The sequence below is a fragment of the Polaromonas sp. P1_F4 genome (assembly GCF_056405675.1).
Genome location: NZ_JBFUBP010000014.1, coordinates 23,693 through 47,850, shown reverse-complemented (window position 1 = coordinate 47,850; position 24,158 = coordinate 23,693). Strand labels below are relative to the sequence as shown.

The 24,158-nt window shown below is 63.4% G+C and carries 22 protein-coding genes and 1 pseudogene; 8 read left to right on the top strand and 15 right to left on the bottom strand.

What is annotated here, in order from left to right; all coding sequences use genetic code 11:
* Positions 1-4: 4 nt before the first annotated feature.
* The 5 genes from AC1DYQ_RS21165 to AC1DYQ_RS21145 all read left to right on the top strand — a co-directional run bounded on the left by AC1DYQ_RS21165 (position 5) and on the right by AC1DYQ_RS21145 (position 3,926).
* On the top strand, positions 5-364 hold the full coding sequence (locus AC1DYQ_RS21165; protein ID WP_477688446.1) for a DUF4148 domain-containing protein: 360 nt from the start codon (positions 5-7) through the stop codon (positions 362-364).
* Between the two features lie 201 nt (positions 365-565).
* A complete protein-coding gene (locus tag AC1DYQ_RS21160; RefSeq protein ID WP_477688445.1) occupies positions 566-1,183 on the top strand; it encodes a TetR/AcrR family transcriptional regulator in 618 nt (205 codons plus the stop codon).
* A 158-nt stretch (positions 1,184-1,341) separates the two neighbouring features.
* Positions 1,342-2,178 carry an oxidoreductase gene (locus tag AC1DYQ_RS21155; protein ID WP_477688444.1) on the top strand — a complete coding sequence of 279 codons (837 nt, stop codon included), beginning with the start codon at positions 1,342-1,344 and terminating at the stop codon, positions 2,176-2,178.
* Entirely contained in the window at positions 2,175-3,176 is a 1,002-nt protein-coding gene (locus AC1DYQ_RS21150; RefSeq protein WP_477688443.1) for an NADP-dependent oxidoreductase, read from the top strand. Before AC1DYQ_RS21155 ends, AC1DYQ_RS21150 begins: the two co-directional genes overlap by 4 nt.
* Before the next feature lie 45 nt (positions 3,177-3,221).
* The gene (locus AC1DYQ_RS21145; RefSeq protein ID WP_477688442.1) at positions 3,222-3,926 is read left to right on the top strand and encodes an SDR family oxidoreductase; all 705 of its coding nucleotides are present in this window, start codon (positions 3,222-3,224) and stop codon (positions 3,924-3,926) included.
* Between the two features lie 85 nt (positions 3,927-4,011).
* Here AC1DYQ_RS21145 and xylB read toward each other — a convergent pair whose 3' ends face one another.
* The 7 genes from xylB to xylA are packed head-to-tail and all read right to left on the bottom strand — an operon-like array spanning position 4,012 to position 12,520.
* Positions 4,012-5,481: a xylulokinase gene (gene xylB, locus AC1DYQ_RS21140; RefSeq protein ID WP_477688441.1), complete on the bottom strand. Its 1,470-nt coding sequence runs from the start codon at positions 5,479-5,481 to the stop codon at positions 4,012-4,014.
* A 3-nt stretch (positions 5,482-5,484) separates the two neighbouring features.
* On the bottom strand, positions 5,485-6,639 hold the full coding sequence (locus tag AC1DYQ_RS21135) for a Gfo/Idh/MocA family protein (protein WP_477688440.1): 1,155 nt from the start codon (positions 6,637-6,639) through the stop codon (positions 5,485-5,487).
* A complete protein-coding gene (locus tag AC1DYQ_RS21130; RefSeq protein WP_477688439.1) occupies positions 6,636-7,661 on the bottom strand; it encodes a sugar phosphate isomerase/epimerase family protein in 1,026 nt (341 codons plus the stop codon). The genes AC1DYQ_RS21135 and AC1DYQ_RS21130 overlap by 4 nt, the downstream gene beginning before the upstream one ends.
* Positions 7,662-7,668: 7 nt before the next feature.
* Positions 7,669-8,631 carry an ABC transporter substrate-binding protein gene (locus AC1DYQ_RS21125; RefSeq protein ID WP_477688438.1) on the bottom strand — a complete coding sequence of 321 codons (963 nt, stop codon included), beginning with the start codon at positions 8,629-8,631 and terminating at the stop codon, positions 7,669-7,671.
* A gap of 55 nt (positions 8,632-8,686) precedes the next feature.
* Positions 8,687-9,697 carry an ABC transporter permease gene (locus tag AC1DYQ_RS21120; protein WP_457282702.1) on the bottom strand — a complete coding sequence of 337 codons (1,011 nt, stop codon included), beginning with the start codon at positions 9,695-9,697 and terminating at the stop codon, positions 8,687-8,689.
* Complete coding sequence (locus AC1DYQ_RS21115) at positions 9,684-11,171, bottom strand: sugar ABC transporter ATP-binding protein (RefSeq protein ID WP_477688437.1); 1,488 nt, start codon at positions 11,169-11,171, stop codon at positions 9,684-9,686. The genes AC1DYQ_RS21120 and AC1DYQ_RS21115 overlap by 14 nt, the downstream gene beginning before the upstream one ends.
* A 23-nt stretch (positions 11,172-11,194) precedes the next feature.
* Positions 11,195-12,520, bottom strand: coding sequence for a xylose isomerase (gene xylA, locus AC1DYQ_RS21110; RefSeq protein ID WP_477688436.1), 1,326 nt, complete (start codon positions 12,518-12,520; stop codon positions 11,195-11,197).
* A gap of 155 nt (positions 12,521-12,675) precedes the next feature.
* Here xylA and AC1DYQ_RS21105 point away from each other — a divergent pair, with 155 nt between their 5' ends.
* A complete protein-coding gene (locus AC1DYQ_RS21105; protein WP_477688435.1) occupies positions 12,676-13,869 on the top strand; it encodes a XylR family transcriptional regulator in 1,194 nt (397 codons plus the stop codon).
* A 21-nt stretch (positions 13,870-13,890) separates the two neighbouring features.
* Here AC1DYQ_RS21105 and AC1DYQ_RS21100 read toward each other — a convergent pair whose 3' ends face one another.
* Positions 13,891-14,853, bottom strand: coding sequence for an amidohydrolase family protein (locus AC1DYQ_RS21100; RefSeq protein WP_477342354.1), 963 nt, complete (start codon positions 14,851-14,853; stop codon positions 13,891-13,893).
* A gap of 626 nt (positions 14,854-15,479) precedes the next feature.
* Between AC1DYQ_RS21100 and AC1DYQ_RS21095 the strand changes: the two genes are divergently transcribed.
* Complete coding sequence (locus AC1DYQ_RS21095; RefSeq protein ID WP_477688434.1) at positions 15,480-16,478, top strand: NAD-dependent epimerase/dehydratase family protein; 999 nt, start codon at positions 15,480-15,482, stop codon at positions 16,476-16,478.
* Between the two features lie 86 nt (positions 16,479-16,564).
* Entirely contained in the window at positions 16,565-17,542 is a 978-nt protein-coding gene (locus tag AC1DYQ_RS21090; RefSeq protein WP_477688433.1) for an ABC transporter substrate-binding protein, read from the top strand.
* Positions 17,543-17,626: 84 nt separating this feature from the next.
* On the opposite strand, the gene AC1DYQ_RS21085 is transcribed toward AC1DYQ_RS21090, so the two are convergent.
* From AC1DYQ_RS21085 to AC1DYQ_RS21055, 7 genes and pseudogenes are all read right to left on the bottom strand, one after another.
* Positions 17,627-18,574 (bottom strand): SMP-30/gluconolactonase/LRE family protein, encoded by a 948-nt coding sequence (locus AC1DYQ_RS21085; protein ID WP_477688432.1) that lies wholly within the window; start codon positions 18,572-18,574, stop codon positions 17,627-17,629.
* A gap of 2 nt (positions 18,575-18,576) precedes the next feature.
* Positions 18,577-19,563: an ABC transporter permease gene (locus AC1DYQ_RS21080; RefSeq protein ID WP_477688431.1), complete on the bottom strand. Its 987-nt coding sequence runs from the start codon at positions 19,561-19,563 to the stop codon at positions 18,577-18,579.
* Entirely contained in the window at positions 19,563-20,546 is a 984-nt protein-coding gene (locus AC1DYQ_RS21075; RefSeq protein ID WP_477688430.1) for an ABC transporter permease, read from the bottom strand. Before AC1DYQ_RS21075 ends, AC1DYQ_RS21080 begins: the two co-directional genes overlap by 1 nt.
* Complete coding sequence (locus AC1DYQ_RS21070) at positions 20,543-22,078, bottom strand: sugar ABC transporter ATP-binding protein (RefSeq protein ID WP_477688429.1); 1,536 nt, start codon at positions 22,076-22,078, stop codon at positions 20,543-20,545. The genes AC1DYQ_RS21075 and AC1DYQ_RS21070 overlap by 4 nt, the downstream gene beginning before the upstream one ends.
* A 75-nt stretch (positions 22,079-22,153) precedes the next feature.
* Positions 22,154-23,257, bottom strand: a complete 1,104-nt coding sequence (locus tag AC1DYQ_RS21065; RefSeq protein ID WP_477688428.1) for a sugar ABC transporter substrate-binding protein — start codon at positions 23,255-23,257, stop codon at positions 22,154-22,156.
* Between the two features lie 252 nt (positions 23,258-23,509).
* Positions 23,510-23,662 (bottom strand): annotated as a pseudogene (locus AC1DYQ_RS21060) (dehydrogenase); the annotation flags it as partial.
* A 66-nt stretch (positions 23,663-23,728) separates the two neighbouring features.
* Positions 23,729-24,130, bottom strand: a complete 402-nt coding sequence (locus AC1DYQ_RS21055) for a helix-turn-helix domain-containing protein (RefSeq protein WP_477688427.1) — start codon at positions 24,128-24,130, stop codon at positions 23,729-23,731.
* Positions 24,131-24,158: the final 28 nt, after the last annotated feature.

Here is a 24,158-nt window from a genome sequence, read left to right as displayed (position 1 = left end):
CACCATGAAATCGACGAAACTTGTTTCCGCATCCGTTCTTGCCCTTGCAGCGCTCGCCTCGGCGAACAGCTTTGCCCAGGACAGCAACTACCCCGGCAATGAAGTGAGCGCCGCCAGCACCTTGAGCCGCGCCGATGTCCGCGCAGAGTTGGCGCAATCACCACGCGCGTCGTACCAGGTCAACAGCGACAGCGGCTATCCCGGAACCGATGCCGCACCCGTTGCGAGCACCAAGACCCGCGCCGAAGTCCGCGCCGAACTGGAGCAGGCACAGCATGAAGGCTACAAGCTGAGCATCGACAACTCCTACCCCAACGACTTCAACGTGCCTGCCGCACACGGCAGGGCACACTCCGCGGGTTAAGCAGCGCCGCACCGCCGGCCAGGCGTGTGCACCTCCCGTTAAATCGCACTGCAGCGTCCAGGAAGCCTCCAGGCTTTCTGGACGTTGGCCTGCGCGCAGCACGGCCCGTCCTTCCCTGTTGTCCTTCCTCGCTTTGCGTGAGGGACATTCAACAAATCAGCGATCAAAATTGCCTTGGCACGCATAGTTGCGAAATCATGTATGATGAGTATCATGCGAAATACCAAAATCAACGCCAGAACGGCCGCCAAGGAGGCCTCCCACGAACGTATCGTCTCCGTGGCCGCGCGGGCAATACGCCGCAGCGGCTATAGCGGCACCGGCGTGGCCGACATCATGAAAGAGGCCGGCCTGACCCATGGTGCGTTTTACGCCCACTTCGCGTCGCGCGAGGCCATGCTGGCCGAAGCCGCAACGCGGGCCTGCGCCGACGCCGCTGCCATTGCTGCAGGCGTGGTCGCCGGCGTGCCCTCAGGGCGGGCACTGGAATCCATGGTGCGCGGCTACCTCTCGCCTGAGCACCTTGAACAGGTTGAAATGGGATGCCCCCTGGTGGCGCTGGGATCGGAAACGGCGCGCCAGACACCCGAAATACGCCGCGCGACCACCCGGCACATCAAAGAAACGATTGATTTTGTCGCCCGCCAGTCACCTGACTGGGGGCAGCACGGTGCTCACGAACGGGCGATGATGACCCTGGCCACCATGGTCGGCACCTTGCTGCTGGCCCGCGCGGTTGACGAACCCACATTGGCAAACAGCCTGTGCGAGGCCGCCATCAAGCACCTGACTCCAGCTGCTGCCCCCGCCTCCGCCTGAACCCGAGACACAGTACCTGCGGCCTTTTCGCTTGCTCACATATATGACAACCATCATTCGAAATCAACACAAGGCCAGCCCAATGAGACCTTCTGTTCGGTCATGCACCTCAAGCCGACCCGTTCCCCGTCCCGTATCTACACCCCGAAGGAAACACCATGGCTACTGAAAACAAAATTGCACTCGTGACGGGCGCCTCCTCAGGCATCGGCAAGGAGACTGCTGAGCGGCTTGCAAAAGCCGGCTACAAGGTCTACGGCACCAGCAGGCGCGGCGGCCAGCCCGGCGGGCAACCGTTCGACATGTTGTCTCTGGACGTGACCCAGGACGAGTCGGTCGAGGCTGCAGTTCAGAAGCTGATTCAGCTGGAAGGCCGCATAGACCTGCTCGTCAACAATGCCGGCTTCGGGGTCGCTCCAGCTGGTGCGGAAGAGAGTTCGATCGCGCAGGCTCAAGCTATCTTCGACACCAACTTCTTCGGGATCGTCCGGATGACGCGCGCCGTCGTGCCGCACATGCGCCGACAGGGCGCGGGACGCATCATCAACATCGGCTCGGTGCTTGGTTTCCTGCCAATGCCGTACGGGGCACTGTATGCGGCGACGAAGCATGCGATCGAAGGCTACTCCGAGTCGCTCGACCATGAGCTACGCACCAGGGGCATCCGGGTCTCGGTCATCGAGCCTGCATACACGAAGACGCCGTTCGACGCGAACTTCCTGGAACCCGACGCTCAGCTCAATGAGTACCGCGAGGTTCGCGCTGCCGTGAGCCAGCGCGTGAAGGAAGTGATGGCAACTGCGGAACAGCCGGGCGTCGTGGCTGACGTCGTGCTGAAAGCTGCCAGTGCCGCTCACCCGAAACTCCGATACACCGCTGGCGGACTCGCGAGTCGCCTGCGATTTCTCCGCACATTTGCGCCTGCGGGTCTGGTGGATGCCGGGATTCGAAAAGATCTGCGGCTCGACGTGATGCCAACAGTGAAAACATCATGAAAGCATTCATCGTTGAACGTTATGGGAAAAAGAGCAGCTTGCGGTTGACGGACATGCCAAGCCCGGAGCTGCGCGATGACGAGGTCCTGGTCCAGGTGCATGCCGCTGGTGTGAACCAGCTGGACTTCAAGATCCGCGACGGCGAGTTCAAACTCATCCTGCCCTATCGCCTGCCTCTCATCCTGGGCCACGACGTTGCCGGAGTGGTCGTCAAGGTTGGCCCGCGCGTGCGGCAATTCAAGCCGGGCGATGAAGTCTATGCGCGGTCCGATGATTTCCGGATTGGCACGTTTGCGGAATTTGTCCCCGTCAAAGAGGCATCCCTGGCGCTCAAGCCTGCGGGGCTCACGATGGAAGAAGCCGCGTCCATCCCGCTGGTGGCCTTAACGGCCTGGCAGGCACTGGTCGAGAAGGCCAAGCTGAAAAAAGGGCAGAAGGTCTTCATCCAGGCTGGCTCAGGAGGCGTTGGCACCTTTGCCATCCAGTTGGCGAAACATCTGGGCGCCACCGTTGCCACGACGACGAGCACGGCCAATGTCGCGCTCGTCAAGAGTCTGGGCGCGGACATCGTGATCGACTACAAGACGCAGGATTTCGAAAATCTCCTGCGCGACTACGACGTCGTGCTGAACAGCCAGGACGGCAAGACGTTGGAAAAGTCACTGCGTGTGCTTAAGCCCGGTGGGAAACTCATCTCCATCTCCGGCCCACCCGATCCCGCATTCGGCAAGGAAAGCAGTGCTCCTGCATTTGTAAAGCTGGTGATGCGCATGCTGAGTTCAGGCATCCGGCGCAGGGCAAAGGGCCGCGGAGTTGACTACGCGTTCCTCTTCATGAAGGCAAGTGGCAGCCAACTGCGCGAGATCACGCGGCTCTTCGATGCTGGAGCCATCCGTCCGGTGATGGACCGGGTCTTTCCGTTCGAAGCAACCAACGAGGCCTTGGCCTACGTCGAGGCGGGCCGTGCAAAAGGCAAGGTCGTCATCAAGGTCAAGTGAGCCTGTTTTCCCTAATCAGCTTTTCCCACCCATTGGAGTTTTCTCATGCAAATCAAAAACGCTGTTGTTCTCGTCACCGGTGCCAATCGCGGCATCGGCCTGGCATTCGCGCGCGAGCTGCTCGCCCGCGGTGCCCGCAAGGTCTACGCGGCCGCGCGAGACCCCGCAACCGTCACCCTGCCCGGAGTGCAGGCCCTGCGGCTCGACGTCAACAGGCCCGAAGACGTGGCGGCCGCCGCCGCACTGGCGCCGGATGTCACGCTGGTAATCAACAACGCGGGCATTGCCCAGCCGGGTGGCTTTCTGGCGGCCGACAGTGAAGACACCACCCGGCGCATCTTCGAGACCAACGTCTACGGCGTGCTGCGCATGAGCAAGGCCTTCGCGCCGGTTCTCAAAGGCAACGGCGGCGGCGCCCTGCTCAACGTGTTGTCGGTGGCCTCGTGGGTGAACGGCGGTGAGCTGGCAGCTTACTCAGCCAGCAAGTCCGCAGCCTGGTCGCTCACCAATGCCTTGCGCAGTGAACTGGCGGCGCAAAAGACGCAGGTGCTGGGGCTGCACATGGCCTATGTAGATACCGACCTCACGCGCGGCTTCGAGGTTCCGAAGTCCAGCCCTGAAGACATCGTCAAGCGTGCGCTCGACGGACTCGAATCGGGGGTTGATGAAGTGCTGGCCGATGAAATCACCCAACATGTCAAAGCCGGGATGACAGCGGTCAGGCCCAGCTACCTTCCGCAGGCATCCTGACTTCGAAGCCTGGCCGGACCATCTGCGCCTGCAGGTTGTGACAGATGCCATCGCCACGCCAACACGCGGGTGGCGACTCCACTTTCTATGGCTGAAAGTGAGGCACGAGGCTGTTGTACAGCCCTGCCAGCCGGTCGGCGCGGTCCTGCATTCGCGTGCGTTCGGCCGCTCGCACCTCGAATACGTCAGTCACCTCTGGTGCACGAAATATTCCCGCCGCTTCGCCCGGGTCGCAGGCCAGCCAGGCCAGCCGGGCGGCGCCCAGTGATGGGCCAACCTCGGCATCCGCATGCCGGACTACCTGCAGGCCGGTAGCGTCGGCCAGCATCTGAGCCCAATAGGCATTGCGCGAGCCGCCGCCGATCAGGCTGACGCACGCCAGGCCAGGCTGGACCGACTGCAGCGCGGTAATCCCCTGCGCCATGCCCAGGCACACACCCTCGAGCGTGGCGTTCACGATGTCTTCGCGCTGCGTGCCTGCGTGCATGCCGAAGAACACGGCTTTGGCATGCGGATTGTTGTGCGGCGTGCGTTCGCCGTTCAGATAAGGCAGGAACAACGGCGTATCTTCTCGCAGGCCGCGCTGCTCTGCCTGCGCAAGCAGCACGGCCACGTCGCGCTCTCCCAGTAGTCCCGCTGTGAATTCGAGGCACGAGGCGGCCGACAGCATCACGGACATCAGGTGCCAGGCCTGCGGCAGCGCGTGGCAGAAGCTGTGCACCGCCTGCTGCGGATTGGCGACAAAAGAGCCGGTGGCCACGAACACCACACCGGACGTTCCCAGGGACAGCATCGCCTCACCCGGGTTCACCACTCCAGCGCCCAGCGCTCCCGCGGCGTTGTCGCTGGCACCGGCTACCACCGGCACTTCGCGCAAGCCCCAATGCTGCGCGACCTCGGGCAGCAGGGTGCCGGTAACCTCCGGGCCTTCGTGCAACCTGGGCATGTGCGCGGTGGACAGGCCGCAAGCGGCCAGGAGTTCGTCACTCCATTCGCGCCTGCCCACATCCAGCCACAGTGTGCCGGACGCGTCGGACAGGTCGGTCGCATAGTCGCCGGTCAGGCGCCAGCGCAGCCAGTCCTTGGGCAGCAGTACTTGCCGGACCCGGTCGAACACGCCGGGCTCGTGTTTGGATACCCAAAGCAGCTTGGGCGCCGTGAAACCCGGCATCATCAGGTTGCCGGTGATCTGGCGTGACCGCGGCACCGCCCGCTCCAGTTCCGCGCATTCTGCCGCCGCCCGGCCGTCGTTCCAGAGGATGGCCGGCCGCAGAACTTCACCGCGCGCATCCAGCAGGGTCGCGCCGTGCATCTGCCCGGTCAGGCCGATGGCCTCGATCTCGCTGCCTGTGCGGCCGCCGCGCAGCAATTCCTGCAACGCGGCGCCCACGGCTGCATCGCACGCACGCCACCATTCAGCGGGATGCTGCTCACGCCACAAGGGATGGGGTGCATCCACCGTCAGCGGCGCGGAGCCGCTGGCCACCAGGCGGTGGCCACGGTCCAGCACGACCGCCTTGACACTGGAGGTGCCCAGATCAATGCCCATGAACATCGGTCAGTCCTCGAACGGCGTCCACTTGGCCGTACTGGCCGCAGACTGCACCACCTTCTCGATGAACCGCACACCGCGGGCGCCATCTTCGAGGCGGGGATAGTCGGCGTCCAGCGAATCCGGTGTACTGCCAGATTGCAGCGCGCGGATGTGCGCAGCCACTCCCAGGTAGACATTGGCAAAGGCTTCGATAAAGGCCTCGGGGTGCCCCGTGGGCAGTCGTGTCGCGCGGCGAGCCGCCTCACCGAGCCACGGAGAGCCCCGCGTCAACATGCGGGCCGGGCCGTCGATGGGGGCATGCAGCAGCCGGTTAGGCTCCTCCTGGCGCCAATCCAGCGTACCGGTGGTGCCGAACACGCGCAGCCGCAGGTCGTTCTCGCAGCCCACCTCGATCTGGGACGCGATCAGCACGCCCCTGGCGCCGTTCTTGAACCGCAGCAGGACATTGCCGTCGTCGTCAAGGCGCCGGCCCGGCACGAAGATGGTGAGGTCCGCGCAGATGCTTTCCAGCTCCAGCCCCGTCACCGTCGCCACAAGGTTCTCCGCGTGCGAGCCGATGTCGCCGATGGCGCCGGCCACGCCGCTGCGCGCCGGGTCCGTCCGCCAGTCGGCCTGCTTCTGCCCGCTTGCCTCCAGGTGGGTGGCAAGCCAACCCTGGTTGTATTCGACGATGACCTTGCGCACCACGCCGATCGCGCCGCGCGCAACCATGTCACGCGCCTCGCGCACCATGGGATAGCCCGTGTAGTTGTACGTGACACCGAAGATGGAGCCGCTGCGCTTGACAACCCGAACGAGCTCGGCGGCCTCCTCGCAGGTATGGACCAGCGGCTTGTCACACACCACATGGATGCCCGCCTCGGCGAACGCGCGGGCGACGGGGAAATGCACATGGTTGGGCGTGACGATGGAAACGAAATCGATGCGCTCATCCTTGCTGCGCCGCAGTTCGCCTTCCAGCAGGTCTTCCCAGCGGCCGTGGTTGCGTTCATCCCGCAGGCCGAGGTCGCGGCCCGACGCGCGCGCGCGCTCAGCATCCGAGGACAGCGCACCGGCCACCAGCTCCATCTGCCCATCCAGCGCCATGGCCTTGCGGTGCACAGCGCCGATAAAAGCACCCTGCCCGCCGCCCACCATCGCATAGCGCAGTTTTCTCATGAGCCCGCCATCCCACCCTGCTTGGCCTTGTCGAACACGGCGTCGAACGCTCCCGCGGCCGGCTTGAAGTCCAGCCGCTTGCTGTAGGCCGCGCTTTCAGTAGCGCCGTGCACGCGGTCCATGCGGCTGTCCTCCCACTCGACGCTCAGCGGTCCGTTGTAACCCACGTCGTTGAGTGCAACGATGATGGATTCGAAGTCGATCTGTCCCCGCCCGACACTGCGAAAGTCCCAGTGGCGGCGCGCGTCACCGAAATTGGTGTGCCCGCCGAAGACCCCCACGGTGCCGTCGCCCCGGCCCCACCACACGTCCTTCATGTGCACGTGATAGATGCGATCGCCGAATGTCCGGATGAACTTGACGTAGTCCACGCCCTGGTAGCCCAGGTGGCTGGGGTCGAAGTTGAAACCGAAACGCTTGTGACCTCCCACGGCTTCGATGGCGCGCTGCGCCGAAGCGATGTCGAAGGCGATTTCCGTGGGGTGCACTTCCAGCCCGAAATTCACGCCACACTGCTCGAACACATCGAGGATGGGTTTCCACCGGTTGGCAAAGTCGACGAAGCCCTTGTCCCAATACTCCTGCGAAGTGGGCGGAAACGCGTACAGCGAATGCCAGATGGACGAGCCGGTGAAGCCCGTCACCACCTTCACGCCCAGCTTGGCGGCGGCACGCGCGGTGTCCTGCATTTCCCGCGCGGCGCGCTGCCGCACGCCTTCCGGATCGCCGTCCCCCCAGACTTGAGGCGACAGGATGGCCTTGTGCCGCTCGTCGATGAGGTCGCACACCGCCTGGCCCACCAGGTGGTTGCCGATGGCGAAGCAGCGCAGCCCGTGCTGTTCCAGCAGATCGCGCCGGTCCTGCACGTAGCGATCGCTCGCCAGGGCCTCCTGCACATCGAAATGGTCGCCCCAACATGCCAGTTCCAGGCCGTCGTAGCCCATGCTGCGTGCCAGGGGTGCCAGCTCCTTGAGAGGCAGGTCCGCCCATTGCCCGGTAAAAAGAGTGACAGGTCTTGCCATGGCTGCCTCAGAATGGGGAATCGGGGAAGTAGTATTGCTTGGCGTTTTCCCTGGTCACCAGCACCGACGGGATGATGGTGGTGGCAGGCAGTTTCTCACCCTTCACCCGCGCGGCAGCCGTGAGCTTCATCGCATCGGCAATCATGGCGGGCGAGTAGGTGACGTCGGCCGTCACGATCTTGTCGCCGTCCATGACCTTCTTGATGTAGTCCTTGGAACCCGCGCCGCCCAGCACGAGCTTGACATCGGTTCGCTTGGCCTGCGCGATTGCCTTTTGCACGCCGACCGCCATGTCGTCGTCCGAGGCCCAGACGGCGTCAATCTGCTTGAAACGGGTCAGGTAGTCCTGCATCACCTTGAAGGCATCGTCGCGGTTCCAGTTGCCGTGCTTGGCATCCAGAACCTTGATGTCGGGATAGTTCTTCATCACAGCCGTGAACGCGTCCACGCGCTGGTTGTCGATGACCGTGGGAATGCCCCGCAGTACTACGACGTTACCCTTGCCGCCCAGGGCTTTGGCCATGTACTCGGCCGATACCTTGCCAAAGCCGGGGTTGTCGCCGGCAACGTATGCGTCCTGCGCACTCACATCCGTCAGGCCGCGGTCGACAACCGTGACGTACACGCCTTTGCCCTTGACCTGCGCGACCGGTTGCGTGAGCGGCGCCGACTCGAATGGCAGGATCACGAGGGTGTCGATCTTGTTGGCTGTGTGCAAGTCCTGTACCTGATTCGCCTGTTCCGAAGCAGACCCGGCCGTTTTGATGGTGACTTTCAGGCCCGGGTATTGCTTTTCCAGCTCGGACTTGGTCCGGTTGGCCCAGTACACGACCCCGCCTGTCCAGCCGTGCGTGGCGGCCGGTATCGAGACGCCGATGTGGGGCTTGCCCTGGGCCATGGCGGAGGGTGCCGCACCCAGCGCCGCGAGAACTGTGGCGCCTGCGGCCATCAGACTTATCAGTGATTTCATGGTTTGTCTCCTTATGTTGTGAGAAACGGCAGCCTTGCCACCTGTGGGGAACCGGTTACTTGCGCCCGCGCTGGAAGAACGCGACGGCGATGATCACGAAGCCCTGCACCGCCGCGTTCAGGTACACACTGATGATGCTGGTCAGGTTGAGGATGTTGCCGATCACCGAGAGCAGCACGGCGCCGATTACGGTGCCGGTGATGCCGCCGGCGCCGCCACGCAAGGCAGTGCCTCCGACGATGACCGCAGCGATGGCTTCCAGCTCCCACAGCAGCCCGGTGCTCGGCGAGGCCGAACCCAGGCGCGGCACATAGAGCACGGTGGCAATACCCACGCAGATGCCCAGCAACATGTATGTGAGAACCTTGACGCGGTCCACCTCGACGGCCGCGTAGCGCGCAACCTGCTCGTTGGAACCGATGGCCTGAACGTACCGGCCGAAGGCAGTGCGGTTGAGAACGAGGCCGCCCAGCAATGCGACAGCGGCGAATACCCACACGGGCACCGGCACCCCCAGCCAGCTGCCGTAATACACCGGGCTGTAGACATCGACCAGTGCACTGTCGAGCGTGATGGCGCCGCCGTTGGAGAAGTAGGTCAGGTACGCGCGGAAGATGCCCAGCGTTCCCAGCGTCACGATGAAAGGTTCGATGCGGCCCTTGCTGATGAGCAGCCCGTGGCCCAGGCCGAACAGTGCGCCAAGTACGACGGCGAAGGCCATGCCGGTCACCACGGCCGCCATGGGGTTCCAGCCGGCGCCTGCTGTCGCATTCATCAGCAGGATCGTGCTGCCCGCAATCAGCGCGGCCATGGATCCCACCGAAAGATCGATGCCGCCGGAAATGATGACGAAGCACATCCCCACTGCGATGATTCCGATGAAAGCCGTGCGGGTGAGCACGTTCATCGCATTGTCGAGGCTGGCGAAGTTCTCGTTGAGAATCGCACCCGCGATGCACATAAGTGCCAACCCGGCCAGTGGCCCGGCTCCCGTGAAAGAGGGCCATTTGCGCAGTGCCGGCCTGGCGACAGGCACAGGAGCGGCGGCGGTATCAGTGGGTTCCAGTTGCATGGGCAATCAACAGTTCTTCGGACAGCTGGTCCTGCGCGAGCTCGGCAGTGAGCCTTCCCTGGCGCATCACAAGGACGCGATGACATAACCCGATCAGCTCGAGCAGCTCGGAGGACACGACGATGATCCCGCGGCCTTCGCTGGCCAGCCGCTGGATCAGGAAATAGATATCGCGCTTGGCGCCGACGTCAACTCCCCGTGTCGGTTCGTCCAGCACCACGACTTTGGGATCGGGGTGTAACACCCGCGCGAGCGCCAGCTTCTGCTGGTTGCCGCCGGACAGTGCGGAAGCCGGTATGTCGGAGCGTTGCGTGCGGATGCCAAATGCCGTGGTCGCGGCCACGAGGGCTGCCTGTTCCCGCTGCGGGTCGAGCAGCGGCTTCGCATAACGCTCCAGCGCCATCAGCGTGAGGTTCTGCGCCAGCCCCATGCGCAGGTGCAGGCCGCGCGTCTTGCGGTCCTCGCTGAGATACGTGAGACCCAGCCGTGCGGCCGAACGCGGATTGCGCCGCGTCCAGGTTTTGTCTGCTACCTGCACAGATTTCACGCTGGAGGGGCGTAACCCCAGGAGCCCTTCAAACAGCTCGGTCCGGCCCGCACCGACCAGCCCTGCAAAGCCAAGCACCTCCCCGGCGCGCACCTGGAAGCTTGCGTCGTGGCACCACCCGGGCACGGTCAGTCCTTTCACGTCCAGCAGGACGGGCGCGCCGGCCGCCACGGGAAGCCTGCCCGGAAAAAGATCGGCCAGTTCGCGCCCCACCATCAGGCTGGCCATCTGTTGGCGTGTCACGCTCTGCGTGGACCGCCGAGCCACGAATCGCCCATCGCGCATGACGACCACCTCGTCGGTGATGCGTTCGACTTCGTCCAGCTTGTGGGAAATATAAAGGATGGTGGAGCCTGCCGCTCTCAGTTGCCCGATGAGGGAAAACAGGCGCTCGGTCTCGGAGGGCGTCAATGTGGCGGTGGGCTCGTCCATCACCAGTACGCGCGCGCGCCGGCTGAGCGCGCGTGCGATCTCCACCAGCTGTTTCTCGGCCACGATGAGGTCGCCCACGCGGCGCGCGGGGCTGCAATTCAGGCCAACCTGACGCAATGCGGCGCCCGCCTCCCTGGCCATCAGGTCTTCGTCCAGCAGCCCGTAACGCTTGCGCTCATGACCGAGGAATATGTTCTGCGCAATGGTGAGGTCATCAGCAAGGTTGAATTCCTGATGGATCATCACCACACCGGCCGCTTCGGCCTCGCGCGGCCCCTTGAAACGCACGACATGCCCGCCCACCTCCACCACGCCCTCACTGGCGGCCTCGTAGCCGGCCAGGATTTTCATCAGCGTCGACTTGCCGGCACCGTTTTCTCCAAGCACCCCGTACACCCGGCCCGGCGCGAGTTCGAAACTGACCCCATGCAGTACCTGCACGGGGCCGAAGCTCTTGCTCACGTCCTTGAAGCCGACCGTCAAACTCACTGAGTGCTCCTGCGTTCGGTTCTTCAGGCCGCGCCGGCGAAGATCGCGGCATTGACCCGGTTTTCCAGCCACTCCTGACGGCCGCTCACAGGCTTGGGCCGAAGATCGTTGACGAAGGCATGTTCGGCGAGCTGGCTGAGGCTCATGTCGCCCGTGATGATGCGCCGCCCCAGTTCACCGTCCCAGTTCGCGTAGCGCTGCTGGCGGAACTGCTCAAGCTCGCGGGACTCCATCAAACGCGCGGCGCTCTTGAGCGCCAGCGCCAGCGCATCGATCGCACCCACATGCCCGTGCAGAATATCAACCGGGTCCATGCTTTGACGCCGCACTTTCGCGTCGAAGTTGAACCCGCCGCTGCCGATTCCACCGGCGCGCAAGACTTCGTAGAGTGCCAGCGTAAGGTCCTCCACGCTGTTGGGAAACTGGTCGGTGTCCCATCCGTTCTGCGGGTCGCCACGGTTGGCATCAATGCTGCCGAAGATTCCGAGGGAGGCGGCGGTTGCGATCTCGTGCTGGAAGCTGTGGCCCGCCAACGTGGCGTGGTTGGCCTCGATGTTGAGCTTGATCTCTTTTTCCAGGCCGAATTCCTTCAGGAAGCCATACACAGTGGCGCTGTCGAAGTCATATTGGTGCTTGGTCGGCTCCAGCGGCTTGGGCTCGATAAGCAGTTGCCCCTTGAAGCCGATCTTGTGTTTGTGGTTCACCACCAATTGCATGAATCGACCCAGCTGCCGGCGCTCGCGCTGCAAATCAGTATTGAGCAGAGTGTCATAGCCTTCACGGCCACCCCACATCACGTAGTTGGCGCCGCCAAGCTGCTGCGTGGCATTGAGTGCGCTGAAAACCTGCGTCGCCGCGTACGCGAAGACGTCGGGGTCGGGGTTACTCGCTGCGCCGGCTGCGTAGCGGGGATGGCTGAACAGGTTGGCAGTCCCCCATAGCAGCGAAATGCCGGTTTCTTTCTGCTTCTGCGCGAGCACGTCCACCATCGCGGACAGATTGCTGCGGTACTCGGCCAGGTTCGCGCCTTCCGGCGCCACATCGGTGTCATGGAAAGTGTAGAACGGGACATCGAGCCGGGAAATCAGGCCAAAGGCCGCATCCGCCTTCTTCCGCGCCATCGTCAACTCGTCACCACCGGTATGCCAGGGCCGTGCAAACGTGCCTTGTCCGAAGACGTCGCTGCCGGGCCACACGAAGGTGTGCCAGTAGCAGACGGCGAGCCGCAAGTGCTGTGCCATCGGCTTGCCCAGCACGATTGCATTGGCGTCATAGTGACGGTAGGCCAACGGCGTCGTGGCCTGCGGACCTTCATATCGTACGGGCGCGATGGATTCGAGAAAGTTCATGTTTGTGGTGGGTAACAGCTTCCAATGGCACCATCCTAGAACCGCGGGCCTCCGCCCGCGATTGCGAAATTTGCGAGGGCGGCTTGCGAAATTGCTTTCTGCAGCGCAGCAATCTGCCCGATATGCCGGTATCCTCATGGTCAACCGACCCGACCATGAAATCGTCAATACGTCAAAGTGGCCCCACTGTGCTGCGCGTGGCACTGCTCTTCCATGCGAGCAAGGTGTACGACCGTGAGATCATCACGGGCATCGGCGACTATGTGAACCACACGCGGGTCGCCTGGGATCTCTTCCTTGAAGAGGATTTCCGCTTTCGGCTTGACGGCATTCACGATTGGGACGGCGACGGGATCATCGCGGACTACGACGATCCGGCCGTGGCGCACGCTCTCACAGGAGTACGCGTACCTGTCGTCGCCGTCGGGGGTTCCTACGAGGATCCCGCGTGCTACCCCGTCAATGTGCCCTACGTTGCGACGGACAACCGCGAACTGGTCTCGCACGCGCTGACCCACCTGGTGGAGTCCGGACTTTCCCGCTTTGCCTGCTATAGCCTGCCGGAATCGCCGCTCAACCGTTGGGCCCAGGAGCGCGAAAAAGCGTTCACCGACCGGCTTGCCCGCGACGGATTGGCTGGTGAGATCCACCGGGGCCTGGCAACCAGCGCGCCCACATGGGGCAGCGCGACAAGGAAACTGCTCTCCTGGCTGCAAAGCCTGCCCAAGCCCGTTGGCATAGTCGCCGTCACGGACGCGCGTGCACGGCAGGTGCTGCAGGCTTGCATCGTCGGTGCAATCGCAGTTCCCGACGAAGTCGCCATCATCGGGATCGATAACGACACACTGGGCCAACACCTGACGAGAATCCAGCTCAGCTCGGTCAGCCAGGGAACCCACGAAATGGGCCATCGCGCGGCGCACCTGTTGCACCAGGCCCTGAGCGGCTCGCCGGTGAACGACGTGCGTGTGGTCGTGCCCCCAGCCGGCGTGCATTCGCGCGCGTCCACCGCGCGCGACGTCGAACACAGCGCAACCGTAATGCGCGCTCTCCATTACATCCGTCAATACGCCTGCCAGGGCATCAAGACGGAGCAGGTTGCCGAAACGGTGGGGCTTTCGCGCTCATCGCTGGAGATGTACTTTCGCCGCGAGTTGAAGCGCTCCGTCCACGACGAAATCCTGCTGTACAAGTTGCAGCGTTGCTTTCAGTTGCTCAGCAACACGCAAATGGGCATCGATGACATCGCGCGGGCGAGCGGCTTTCGTTCCGTCCAGTACCTCAATACAGTGTTCAAACGGGAACTGGGAGCAACGCCGGCTTCGTGGCGGGAAAGCCGTCGGAGCTGAGCCGGCAGTTTCTCCGGTCCGCTACGCCTTGTGCCGGCGATAGAACGCGAGGGCGTTCTTGAACATCACTTTGTCGCGCACGCCGGCACCGAACGGGGCCAGATACGCCTCGGCGACAGCGATCTGGGCTTCGAAAGTCCCGTGCAGGGTGATTACCGGCCAGTTGCTGCCCCAGATCAGGCGGTCCTTGCCGAACGCGGACATCAGCACGTCGAACTGCGGCTTGTACGAAGCGAGGTCGGTGGGAGACGGAAAAACCACGTCGCCGGGAGCGTACATGTCATAGAACGACGAAAACTTCATGTACAGATTCGGGCAGTCGCTGGCGAGGCGACGAACGTCGGACGCCCAGGCGGGGTCCACCGCCGGCCCGGTTGCGCCGCCCAAATGGTCGATGATGACGCGCAGATTGGGCACCGCGGTACAAAGCGCCTGCACCTGGCTCTTCGGGTTCCTGGTCCCCCGGCTGATGATGTCGAGCGTCATACCGCGCGCTGCCAGGTCGCGCAGGCTGGTGAGCTGTGCCGCGCTGAGCGTGATGCCCTCAGCCGGGCCGGTGAGATAGCCGCGGATTCCCACAAAGCGCGGGTCAGCTGCGAAACGCGCGAGGTCAGCGGAAAAGTTCGGCGCGCCAATCTCGAGATTCCCGACGAAGAACGCGTAAAACGGATCGTTCTTGGTGAGATCGAGGACCCACTGGTTGTCCTGAACAATGCCGCTCGCTTCCACGATCCCGGCCGCCACCACGCCCTGGGATCTGGCGAATGCGCTGTACTCCGGCGGCAGCACGTCGCGGAAGATCGGCCCTTCCACTGCTGTGGGCCATGGCACACCGCCGGGCCGCGTCATCTGCCAGAAATGAATATGTGTCTCGACGATGGGCCGTTTGCCGGACGAGGCGTTGCGTTCGGCGGATTCGATCGCAGCCAGCAGCGCCTGATCGACGGCGCCACGCCCCCCGCGCGCCGTTGCGAGCCACGTCATGCCAGCGCCGCCGCTGCTGCCGCACAGTGCCTCAGGCCTTTGCTTACTGTCTCCTTCATGGTCTCCTCCTTGTCGGGTTGATGGGTGTTCCGGAACGAACCCTGTCATACGGTAAGTCAGTGATGGCTGACACAGTGTTGACGCTGATCGAGACGCCATTGGACGGTGACACGTCTCCGGCAGGATCGCAGATCAGGGTAAGACCAATATTACATATGTGTCAATATTGGCCTGACCAACCAACACCGCAGACCCGCGAAGCCCACAGAGAAGCAACGATGGATCGGAAATAACCGGCACCTCCCCGGCAAGTGGTTTTCACTCGGTGCAAGCGCCCGAACGCAGTGACCCGGCGAGAAACAGGGACGGCGCCGGCGTCGTAGAGAGCCGCCACCCTCTCTAATCGGTGAAGGCTCGCGCCCGAGGCCAAGTCCACTTTCTTTCCTGCTGGCTTCGCCATGTCGTTTGCAGCGAAGTCTTTTCTCCTCTGAAGCGCACAGCCAGGAGGACAACTCCGGAATCGCTATAGGTTGCAACCCATACGAATTCGTGTATGGATCAAGCCCAAAACATGATCGCCAAAGCAGGGCCGGCTTGCTATCATCCGCGCCATTCAGAGGGCCCGAATGCAACCACCTTCTTCCGGACTCCTTCTCGTCACGGGTGCCACCGGCAAGGTGGGCCGCGCGTTCATCCAGCGAGTACTGGAGGACGCCAGTCTCGAGCGCTTCCGCGTGCGGGCGCTCTGCCACAACCGTGTGTTGCAGCCCCGCGAACGCCTGGAGTGCGTGCGGGGCTCCATTCAGGATCGCGCGGACGTGCAGCGCGCGCTCGAAGGCGTGACACACGTGCTGCACCTGGCCACAAGCAAGGAAACGCCGGACGAGGTGATGGATGTCGCCGTCAAGGGCATGTTCTGGTTGCTCGAGGGCTGCCGGACAAGCGCCACCTTCCGGCAATTCGTGCTGGTCGGCGGCGACGCCGCTGTCGGGCATTTCCACTACGCGCACCCCGTACCGGTGGTAGAAAGCCAGCCGCATACCGCCTACCCTGGATGCTATGCCCTGTCCAAAGCGCTGGAAGAAGTAATGCTCCAGCAGTACCAGGCCCAGTATGACCTGAACGGCTGCTGCCTGCGTGCACCCTGGATCATGGAGAAAGACGATTTCCGCTTCACCTTGTCCTTCGGCGACGACGTGTTCGGAGGCCCGCGCTGGCGGGACCTGGTGACACAGAGCGAAGCGCGCGACCATGTACGCAGCGGCGCCGTCCCGGTGATGCTTGATCCGGATGGGCAACCGGTGAAGCGCAACTTCGTCCATGTATGCGATCTTGTGGATGCCATCTTGCTGGCCCTGGACGCACCACGCGCCCGGCAGCAACTGATGAACGTGTGCATGGACGAGCCACTCGACTATGGCGAGCTTGGCACATACCTGGCACGCACGCGGGGCCTGCCGCTCGTGCCAGTCCGCACACCGTACCACTCCACGTGGCTGGACAACACCAAGGCGAAGTTCCTGCTGGGCTGGCGCCCCCAGTTCGACATGGCCCGGATGGTCGAGTCAGCGTGGACGTACCAACGAGCGCCCGACGACCCTCGCATGGTCTGGTATCCCGGCTGAGTTCAGCCGCCCGCCACAGCACCGGGCGGTCAGTAAGGCAAGAGTGCTGCACCCGATCGAACAGATACGAAGACAGGAGACACAAGATGAACCCGATGAAACGACGCAGCTTTGCCGCCATCATGGCGGCCGCCGGCCTGGCATACGCTTGGGCGACACCGGCCTGGAGCCAGGCGAAAGGCAAGAAGCTGGTGATCGGCTTCGCGCAGACCGGCGCCGAAAGCGAGTGGCGCACAGCCAATACGGACTCCGTCAAGGCCGCTGCCAGCGCGGCCGGCTATGAACTGAAGTTCTCTGACGCGCAGCAAAAGCAGGAGAACCAGATCAAGGCAATCCGGTCCTTCATCGCCCAGAAGGTGGACGTCATCATCCTCGCGCCGCTCGTCACGACGGGCTGGGATACCGTGCTGCGGGAGGCCAAGTCCGCCAAGATCCCTGTCATTCTCGAAAGCCGCAGTGTGGTGGTGAAGGATCCCTCCACCTGGACCACCTTTGTGGGTTCGGACTTCGTCGAGGAAGGCCGGCGCGCCGCGCAGTGGTTGCTTGAGCACACCAAGAGCACCACGGGCGACGTGAACATCGTCGAGCTGCAGGGCACCGTGGGCTCCGATCCCGCGATCGAACGGAAGAAGGGCTTCGAGGAAGGGCTCAAAGCCAATCCGCGCTACAAGATCATCCGCTCGCAGACCGCCGACTTCACCCGCGCCAAGGGCAAGGAAGTCATGGAGGCCTTCCTCAAGGCTGAAGGCAAGAAGGTCAACGTGCTGTACGCGCACAACGACGACATGGCCATCGGCGCGATTCAGGCCATCGAGGAAGCGGGCCTGAAGCCGGGCAAGGATATCCTCGTAATCGGCGTGGATGCGGTCAAGGGCGCCTTCGAGGCGATGATCGCCGGCAAGATGAATGTCAGCGTGGAGTGCAACCCCCTGCTTGGTCCCCAGCTGATGGAAGCGGCAGCCAAAGCCGCCGCCGGTCAGACGCTGCCGCGCTGGATCAAGTCGATCGAGGGCGTGTTCCCGGCCGAAGTGGCTGCCAAGGAATTCCCGAACCGCAAGTATTGACACTGACAGTCGGGCCCCGCTGCAAGCCACAGCGGCGGGCCCAGCTGCGGCTCATCATTCTCAAGGTCGCCGCGATGTCGTGAGCTACACCAGGCTGCGTGCCCAGGCACCAGACGTCGCCAGGTAGCAGGCGTACAGCGACGTCGTGGCCGTGATGAAGAGGCGGTTACCTCGCTGCCCGCCGAACTCTACATTGGCCACCGGCTCGGGAACGAGGATCCGGCCAAGCAGTTCGCCCTGCGGCGAGAAGCAATGCACGCCGTCTCCGGCGCTGGTCCAGACATTGCCGCGCAGGTCCACGCGAAGGCCGTCCGGTATCCCCGCATCCACGGTGGCGAAGACTTCGCCGCCTCGCAGCCGGCCGCCAGCTGCCACTTCAAACACCCGAATGTGTCGCGGCCCCTGCGGATCATGCGATGCCCCGGAATCCGCCACATACAGTCGCATGCCGTCCGGAGAAAACGCCAATCCATTGGGCTGCACGAAGTCCGTGGCGGCGGCTTCCACTCGCCCGCTCGCGGCGTCTACCCGAAACACGTAGCGGCCACCGTACTCGGGGTCGGCCGCATAACCCTCGTAATCGGACAAGATCCCGTAGGTTGGATCGGAGAACCACACGGCGCCATCGGGCGCGACAACTGCGTCATTCGGCGAGTTCAGCCGCCTGCCTTCAAAGGCGTTTGCGATCACGGTGCGCCTGCCATCGAGCTCGGTGCGGCTGATGCAGCGCGTGCCATGCTCGCAGCTGATAAGGCGGCCTTCGCCATCGCGCGTATGGCCGTTGGCGAAGTTGGAGGGCCTGCGGAATTCCACCACGCATCCATCGCCTGGACCGTCGGGCACCCACCGCAGGATGCGGTTGTTGGGGATGTCGCTGAACAGCAGGAAGTCACCGGCCGGGAAATACACGGGGCCCTCCGCCCAACGCGTGCCGGTGAAGAGCTTTTCTACAAACCCGTTCGGCGGAACCAGTTCGCGAAAACGCGCATCGTGCAGCAGGAAGTCGCCCCGGATGCCATAGTGGTCAGCCAAGATCACCTCACCCTGGCCGAACGGCCATACAGCAGCAGCATGCACAGGATCAGCGCACCGTAGATGATCTGACGGCCCGCCTCGGGCATCTGCAACACCGCAAGCACGCTTTGCAGCAGCACGATGAACACTACGCCTGCAACGGTGCCCAGGTAGCTGCCGCGGCCGCCCAGGATGTTGGTGCCGCCCAGCACGACCGCGGCGATCGCGGGCAGCACGTAGGGATCACCCATGGCCTGGTATGCGTTGGCCGAGTAGCCGGCGAGCAATATGCCGGCGAGCGCTGCCAGAGCCCCGCAGGCCACGAAGCACAGCACGATGACTTTGCCGGTGCGCACGCCGGACAGGTAGGCGGCGCGCTCAGTGTTGCCGATGATGTACACGTAGCGGCCGATGGCAGTGCGCGTCAGCACCAGGTAGAACAGCAATGAGACGGCCACCCAGGTCCACACGGCATTGGGCACGCCCAGCGTCTTGCCCACGCCCAGGGCGCGCATCAGTTCGGTGGCGCCGTGCACCGGCGCATGCCCGCCTGAGTAAAGGACCATCAGGCCCTGCAGCACGGCGTTCGCGCCCAGCGTGAAAATCATCGAAGGGATGCGCAGGATCGCCACCCCCAACCCATTGACCAGGCCGATCAGCGCGCCGCAGGCGATGCCTGCGGGGATCGCCCAGCCGGCGCCATAGGTGGCGCCCGCGGCGGCGGCCATCATTGCCCCGGTGGTGATGGTCCAGGGCACCGACAGGTCAATGTGGCCCAACAGGATGACCGCCATGAGCCCGGCGGCTGTGATGCCAAGGAAGGCGGCGATCTGCAGTTGCAGCAGCAGGTAGCCCGGCATCAGGAAGTTGCTGTTTACGAGGCTGGCGGCCAGCAGAAGAGCCAGCGAGCACAGACCCACCATGGCCGGCGGATTCAACAGCAGTCGCTGCAACACACGCTTGCTGGTGGCGGAGGAGCGCCGAGTGCCAACGGAAAGGCTGGTCATCAGAACAGGTCCAGGCGGTTTCGCAGGCGAAGCACGTGCAGCGCGCCGACGCACACAGCAGCCAGGAGGATGAGTCCTTCGAACAGTGGCTGCCAAAGCGCAGGTGCATTGAACACGAACAGCAGGTCGCCAATGGTGCGCAACACGAAGGCGCCCAACACCGATCCCACCATGCCCCCTGCACCCCCATAGAGCGAGGTTCCGCCGATCACGACCGCCGCGATGGAATTGAGGGTGTACAGGCCCGCCTGCGGCGAGCTGGCCTCGCCCGACAGGGAGATCAGCGACAGCAGCAACCCGGCCAGCCCGGAAAGCAGTCCCGCGGCGGTATAGGCGATGAATTTGGCCCGCTGCGATGGAACGCCAGAAAGATAAGCCGCCTGCTCGGACGACCCCACGGCATAACAGGCACGGCCGATGACCGTGCGCCTGAAGGGCATCCAGCCCAGCACGATGACCACGGCCAGCAACACCAGCGTTGTGGGAATCGTGCCGAAGAGACGACCGGTCAGCGCGTCTGACAAGCCCTCGCTGACCTCCCCGCCCGGCGCCGGACGCAGCAGCAAGGCCAGGCCGAAGAACACTGCGCCCGTGGCGAGCGTGACGATGATCGGCTGCAGGCGCCCGAACACGACGATTGCACCATTCAGGGCGCCGGCCGCCGCCCCGGAGGCCAATACCAGCACCACCCCGAGTGCCACTTGCCAAGGCGCACCGTTCACCACGACGGAGGCCAGGCAACTGGTGAGCACCATCACCATCCCCACGGAGAGGTCCAGGCCGCGCGTGATGACGGGCAGGGTCTGGGCCATCGCAACGATGGCCAGCAGCGCCGCCTTGTTCGAGGCCGTGGTGACGATGCCGACCGAGATCGAGCGCGGATGCTCGAGCAGGTACAGCGAAAACATCAGGATGAACACCACCAGCGCACCCAGCGGACCACTGTTGCGGCGCAACGCTCGCAGCCATTCTTCCCTGTTCATGTGACGGCCTCCGGTTCGGTTGAAGCGAGGGATACGTTGAGGGATGAGGCCACAATCGCCTGCTCGGTGATCTCCTCCCCGACAAGCGTGCGCGCGATGCGTCCTTCGTACATGATCAGGACGCGGTCCGCCAGGCCGATCAGCTCTTCGTAGTCGGTGGAGTAGAGCAGGATGGCCACGCCCTGGGAAGCAAGCTGGCGCAACAGGACATAGATTTCCTGCTTGGTGGCCACATCGATGCCGCGTGTGGGATCGTTCAGCAGGAGCACGCGCGGCTGGGTCATCAGCCACTTGGCGATCACCACCTTCTGCTGGTTGCCCCCGGACAAGGTCTGCACCGGGTCTTCCACGGAACCGATCTTGATGCGCAACTTGTCCACCATCTGCGCCACGGCCGCCTGCTCGGCCCCCGGACTGAGAAGGCCATAGCGCGTGAGCGCCTCCAGCCGGGCAAGGCTCGCGTTCTCACGGATACTCATGGGCAAGACCAACCCTTCGGTCTTGCGATCCTCCGGGATGAGGGCGATCCCCAGCCCGGCTTGCTTGCATATGTGTGGTGCCAGATTGGCGACCGGTTGATCAAAAACCTCGATTTCGCCGTGCACACCCTTAAGCACGCCGAAAAGCGCCAGCAGCAATTCGCGCTGCCCCTGTCCGTCCAGCCCTCCCAGGCCGATGATCTCGCCTCGCAGAATCTCCAGCGAAATGTCCCGGAGGCTGGGCTCCCAGCTCAAGGACTTGACCGTGACAGCCGGTCGCGCATCCGTGGCCGGACCGGTCTTGGGCGGGTACGACTTGGCGACGTCACGGCCGATCATGAGTTGCACCACTTCAGCGTCGGACCGAGTGCCGTTGGCAAACGTATCGACGCGGCGGCCACTGCGAAAGACCGAACAGGTACCGGCGAGCGCCTTGACCTCGTGCATGCGGTGCGAGATGAACAGCGCTGCGACGCCCTGGTCTCGCAAACTGAAGAGCAACCGGTACAGGCGTTCCACGTCTTCGCTGCTGAGGGCGGAGGTCGCCTCGTCCAGGATGAGCAGGCGCGGCTGCGCGCCTAGCGCCTTGGCGATCTCGACGACCTGCCGGCGGGATAGCGGCAGGTCGCGCACGCGGTCCATGGGATGAATGTCGCCGCAACCCAACAACGAGAGCAGCTCGGTAGCTCGCTCTTGCTGAGTCTTGGCGTCGATCAGGCCGTACTTCATCGGGGGCCTGGACAGGAAAATGTTGTCACACACGGACAAGTCCGGGACCAGCGACAGTTCCTGGAACACGCAAACGATACCGCGCTCGCGTGCGGCGTTCGGAGAGTCCAGCCGCAGTTCTTTGCCGTCCAGCAAAATGCGGCCCGCGTCGGGCTGAACGACGCCGGCGATGATCTTGATCAAGGTCGACTTGCCGGCACCGTTCTCGCCCAGAACAGCGTGGATTTCACCTGCCGTACAAGCAAAGTCCGCGCTGTCAAGCGCACATACGCCGCCGTAGTGCTTGGTGATGCCCTGGAGTTCGAGCAAGGGTTTCTGGGTCACGGAAAGAAAAGCCTCCAAACAGGAAAAAAGCCGGGCGCGGCCACACAACCCGGCGTTAAAACTCCAAGGCTGATCTCAGGTATTTCCCTCGCTCTGCTTCATGATGTCCGGCGCCGTCAGGTTGATGTTGCAAGGCGGAAACTCGTTGGCCACGTAGAAGGTGTCAGGTAAATCCGGGTAGAAGTTCTTGCCGGGTGCCATGTTCTGGTATTCCACGTAGGGAATGGGTACCGAGATGTACTGCGGCAGCTTTTGACCTTGCAATGCGGCGATGGCCGCCTTCAGGGCCACCGAGACCAGGCCAGGCGACTGCGCGGCCGAAGCGCCTTTGAGGCCGTCCTTATGGTACTGATAGACCATCTTGCGAAAGCCATTTTCACCTTCCGCACCGATGGGCACGAACGGGTGCTTGGCCTCGATCAGCGCACGAATGGTGCCGTTGGATCCAGCCTGCGTGTAGATGCCGTTGAAGCGGCCGTGCACGGCAATCGCGTCGGCCGCTACCTTCTGCGAAGTGCCGTCGTCCCAGTTGCCCACCACTTCGATGATCTGGACCTGCTTGTGCTTGTCCATGATCTCGCGGAAACCGAGATGGCGGTCGCGGTCCACCGAGTTGCCCGGCAAGCCACGGATCTCCAGCACCTTGCCGCTGGTCACACCGTTCTTCTCCAGCCAGCGGCCCATCAGGCGGCCCATTTCCAGCTGGTCTTCGTTGACCTGGATCACCTCGTCGGTGTCGAGCACGTTGTCGAACGGGATCAGCACGACGCCAGCCTCCTTGGCGCGCTTGATCACCGGCTTGAACGAGGTGGGCGACACCGCGATCGTGAGGATGGCGTCGAAGCCCGCATTGATGAAGTTGTCGATGGCGCCCAGCTGCGCAGCCACGTCCGTGCCGGTAGACACGACCTTCAGCTCCTTGATGTGCGGCTTCATTTCCGGCGTTGCTGCATAAGCCTTCAGCGACTTGATCATCTGGATGCGCCAGCTGTTCCCGGCATAACCATTGGCCAGTGCGATGCGGTAAGGTCCCTTCTTGGCCGGATACTGAATGGTCTTCGTGTTACCGGAGAACGGCTTGAAGCAAGCCGGCTCGTAGGTCTGGGCCAACGCCGGCGCGCCCAGGCCGGCCAGTGTCGCGGCCGCACCCGCGGCCAGAATATCTCGTCTCGTTTGCATGCTTGTCTCCTGTTTAGAGTGTGCCGGTCTCTGAAGCCGGCGAGCTGACAACGGCGCAGGATTGCGCGAAGCATTTGGCCAGGCCAAAACTTAACCGATTCATTTTTGGTCTGGTCATATCGGACCGCATCAGGGCTTTCCCTTGACTTGCGCCGCTTCGAAGGCTGCGTCGCCCCTCAGGACCCAAGGCGCCGCAGGCGGGTCAGCCTGCCTGCGTCACCAACACGACGGCGAGCTCCAGGAGCGGGGCAACATGACAGTCCGGAAGTCCTCGACCCTCGCGTTGCGGCTGCCAAGTAACGTGGCTTCGCGCTTGTGAAGCTGAGGATCGAAGAGATTAATGCTGTCGCGGACGATGGAAACGAGGACGTACTTTCCACCGTGGGCGAGGAACCGGAATTCGCGTTCCTTCACAGATCACGTCAGCATGATTGGCCTTGTGCAGGGCTCAGGCCGGTAACGATATATTTGCTAATTTGGACTGACCACTCTCGGCGGCGAGCTTTCGAATCTCGGAAAGACTCCCAGCAGCGGAAGCGGTACTTTCGCAGCCTCTGATACTCCGTTCAAAATTAGTTCCGGCATCTCGCCATCAAACAAGGCCGGCCCGGCCAGGCGGTCGACCCAGTCCAGAAGCTGCATGCCGCAGTACACCACGTGGCGCCCACGGATGGTGATGCGCAGTCCCCGGCGGTGGCGCTGGAAGACGGGCTCCCCCACCGCATCCTCGAAAGCCTTCAGCCGGTGGCTGGCGCCCGACAGGGACAAGTGGCAACGGCGCGCAGCTTCCGACAATGAACCGGACTCGGCGCAAAGCACCACGAGCCGGATCGAAGCAAGGTCGAAGCGTTGAAGGTTGATAAATTTGGTCATGCCAATTTTTTGAATGTACCAATTTTGG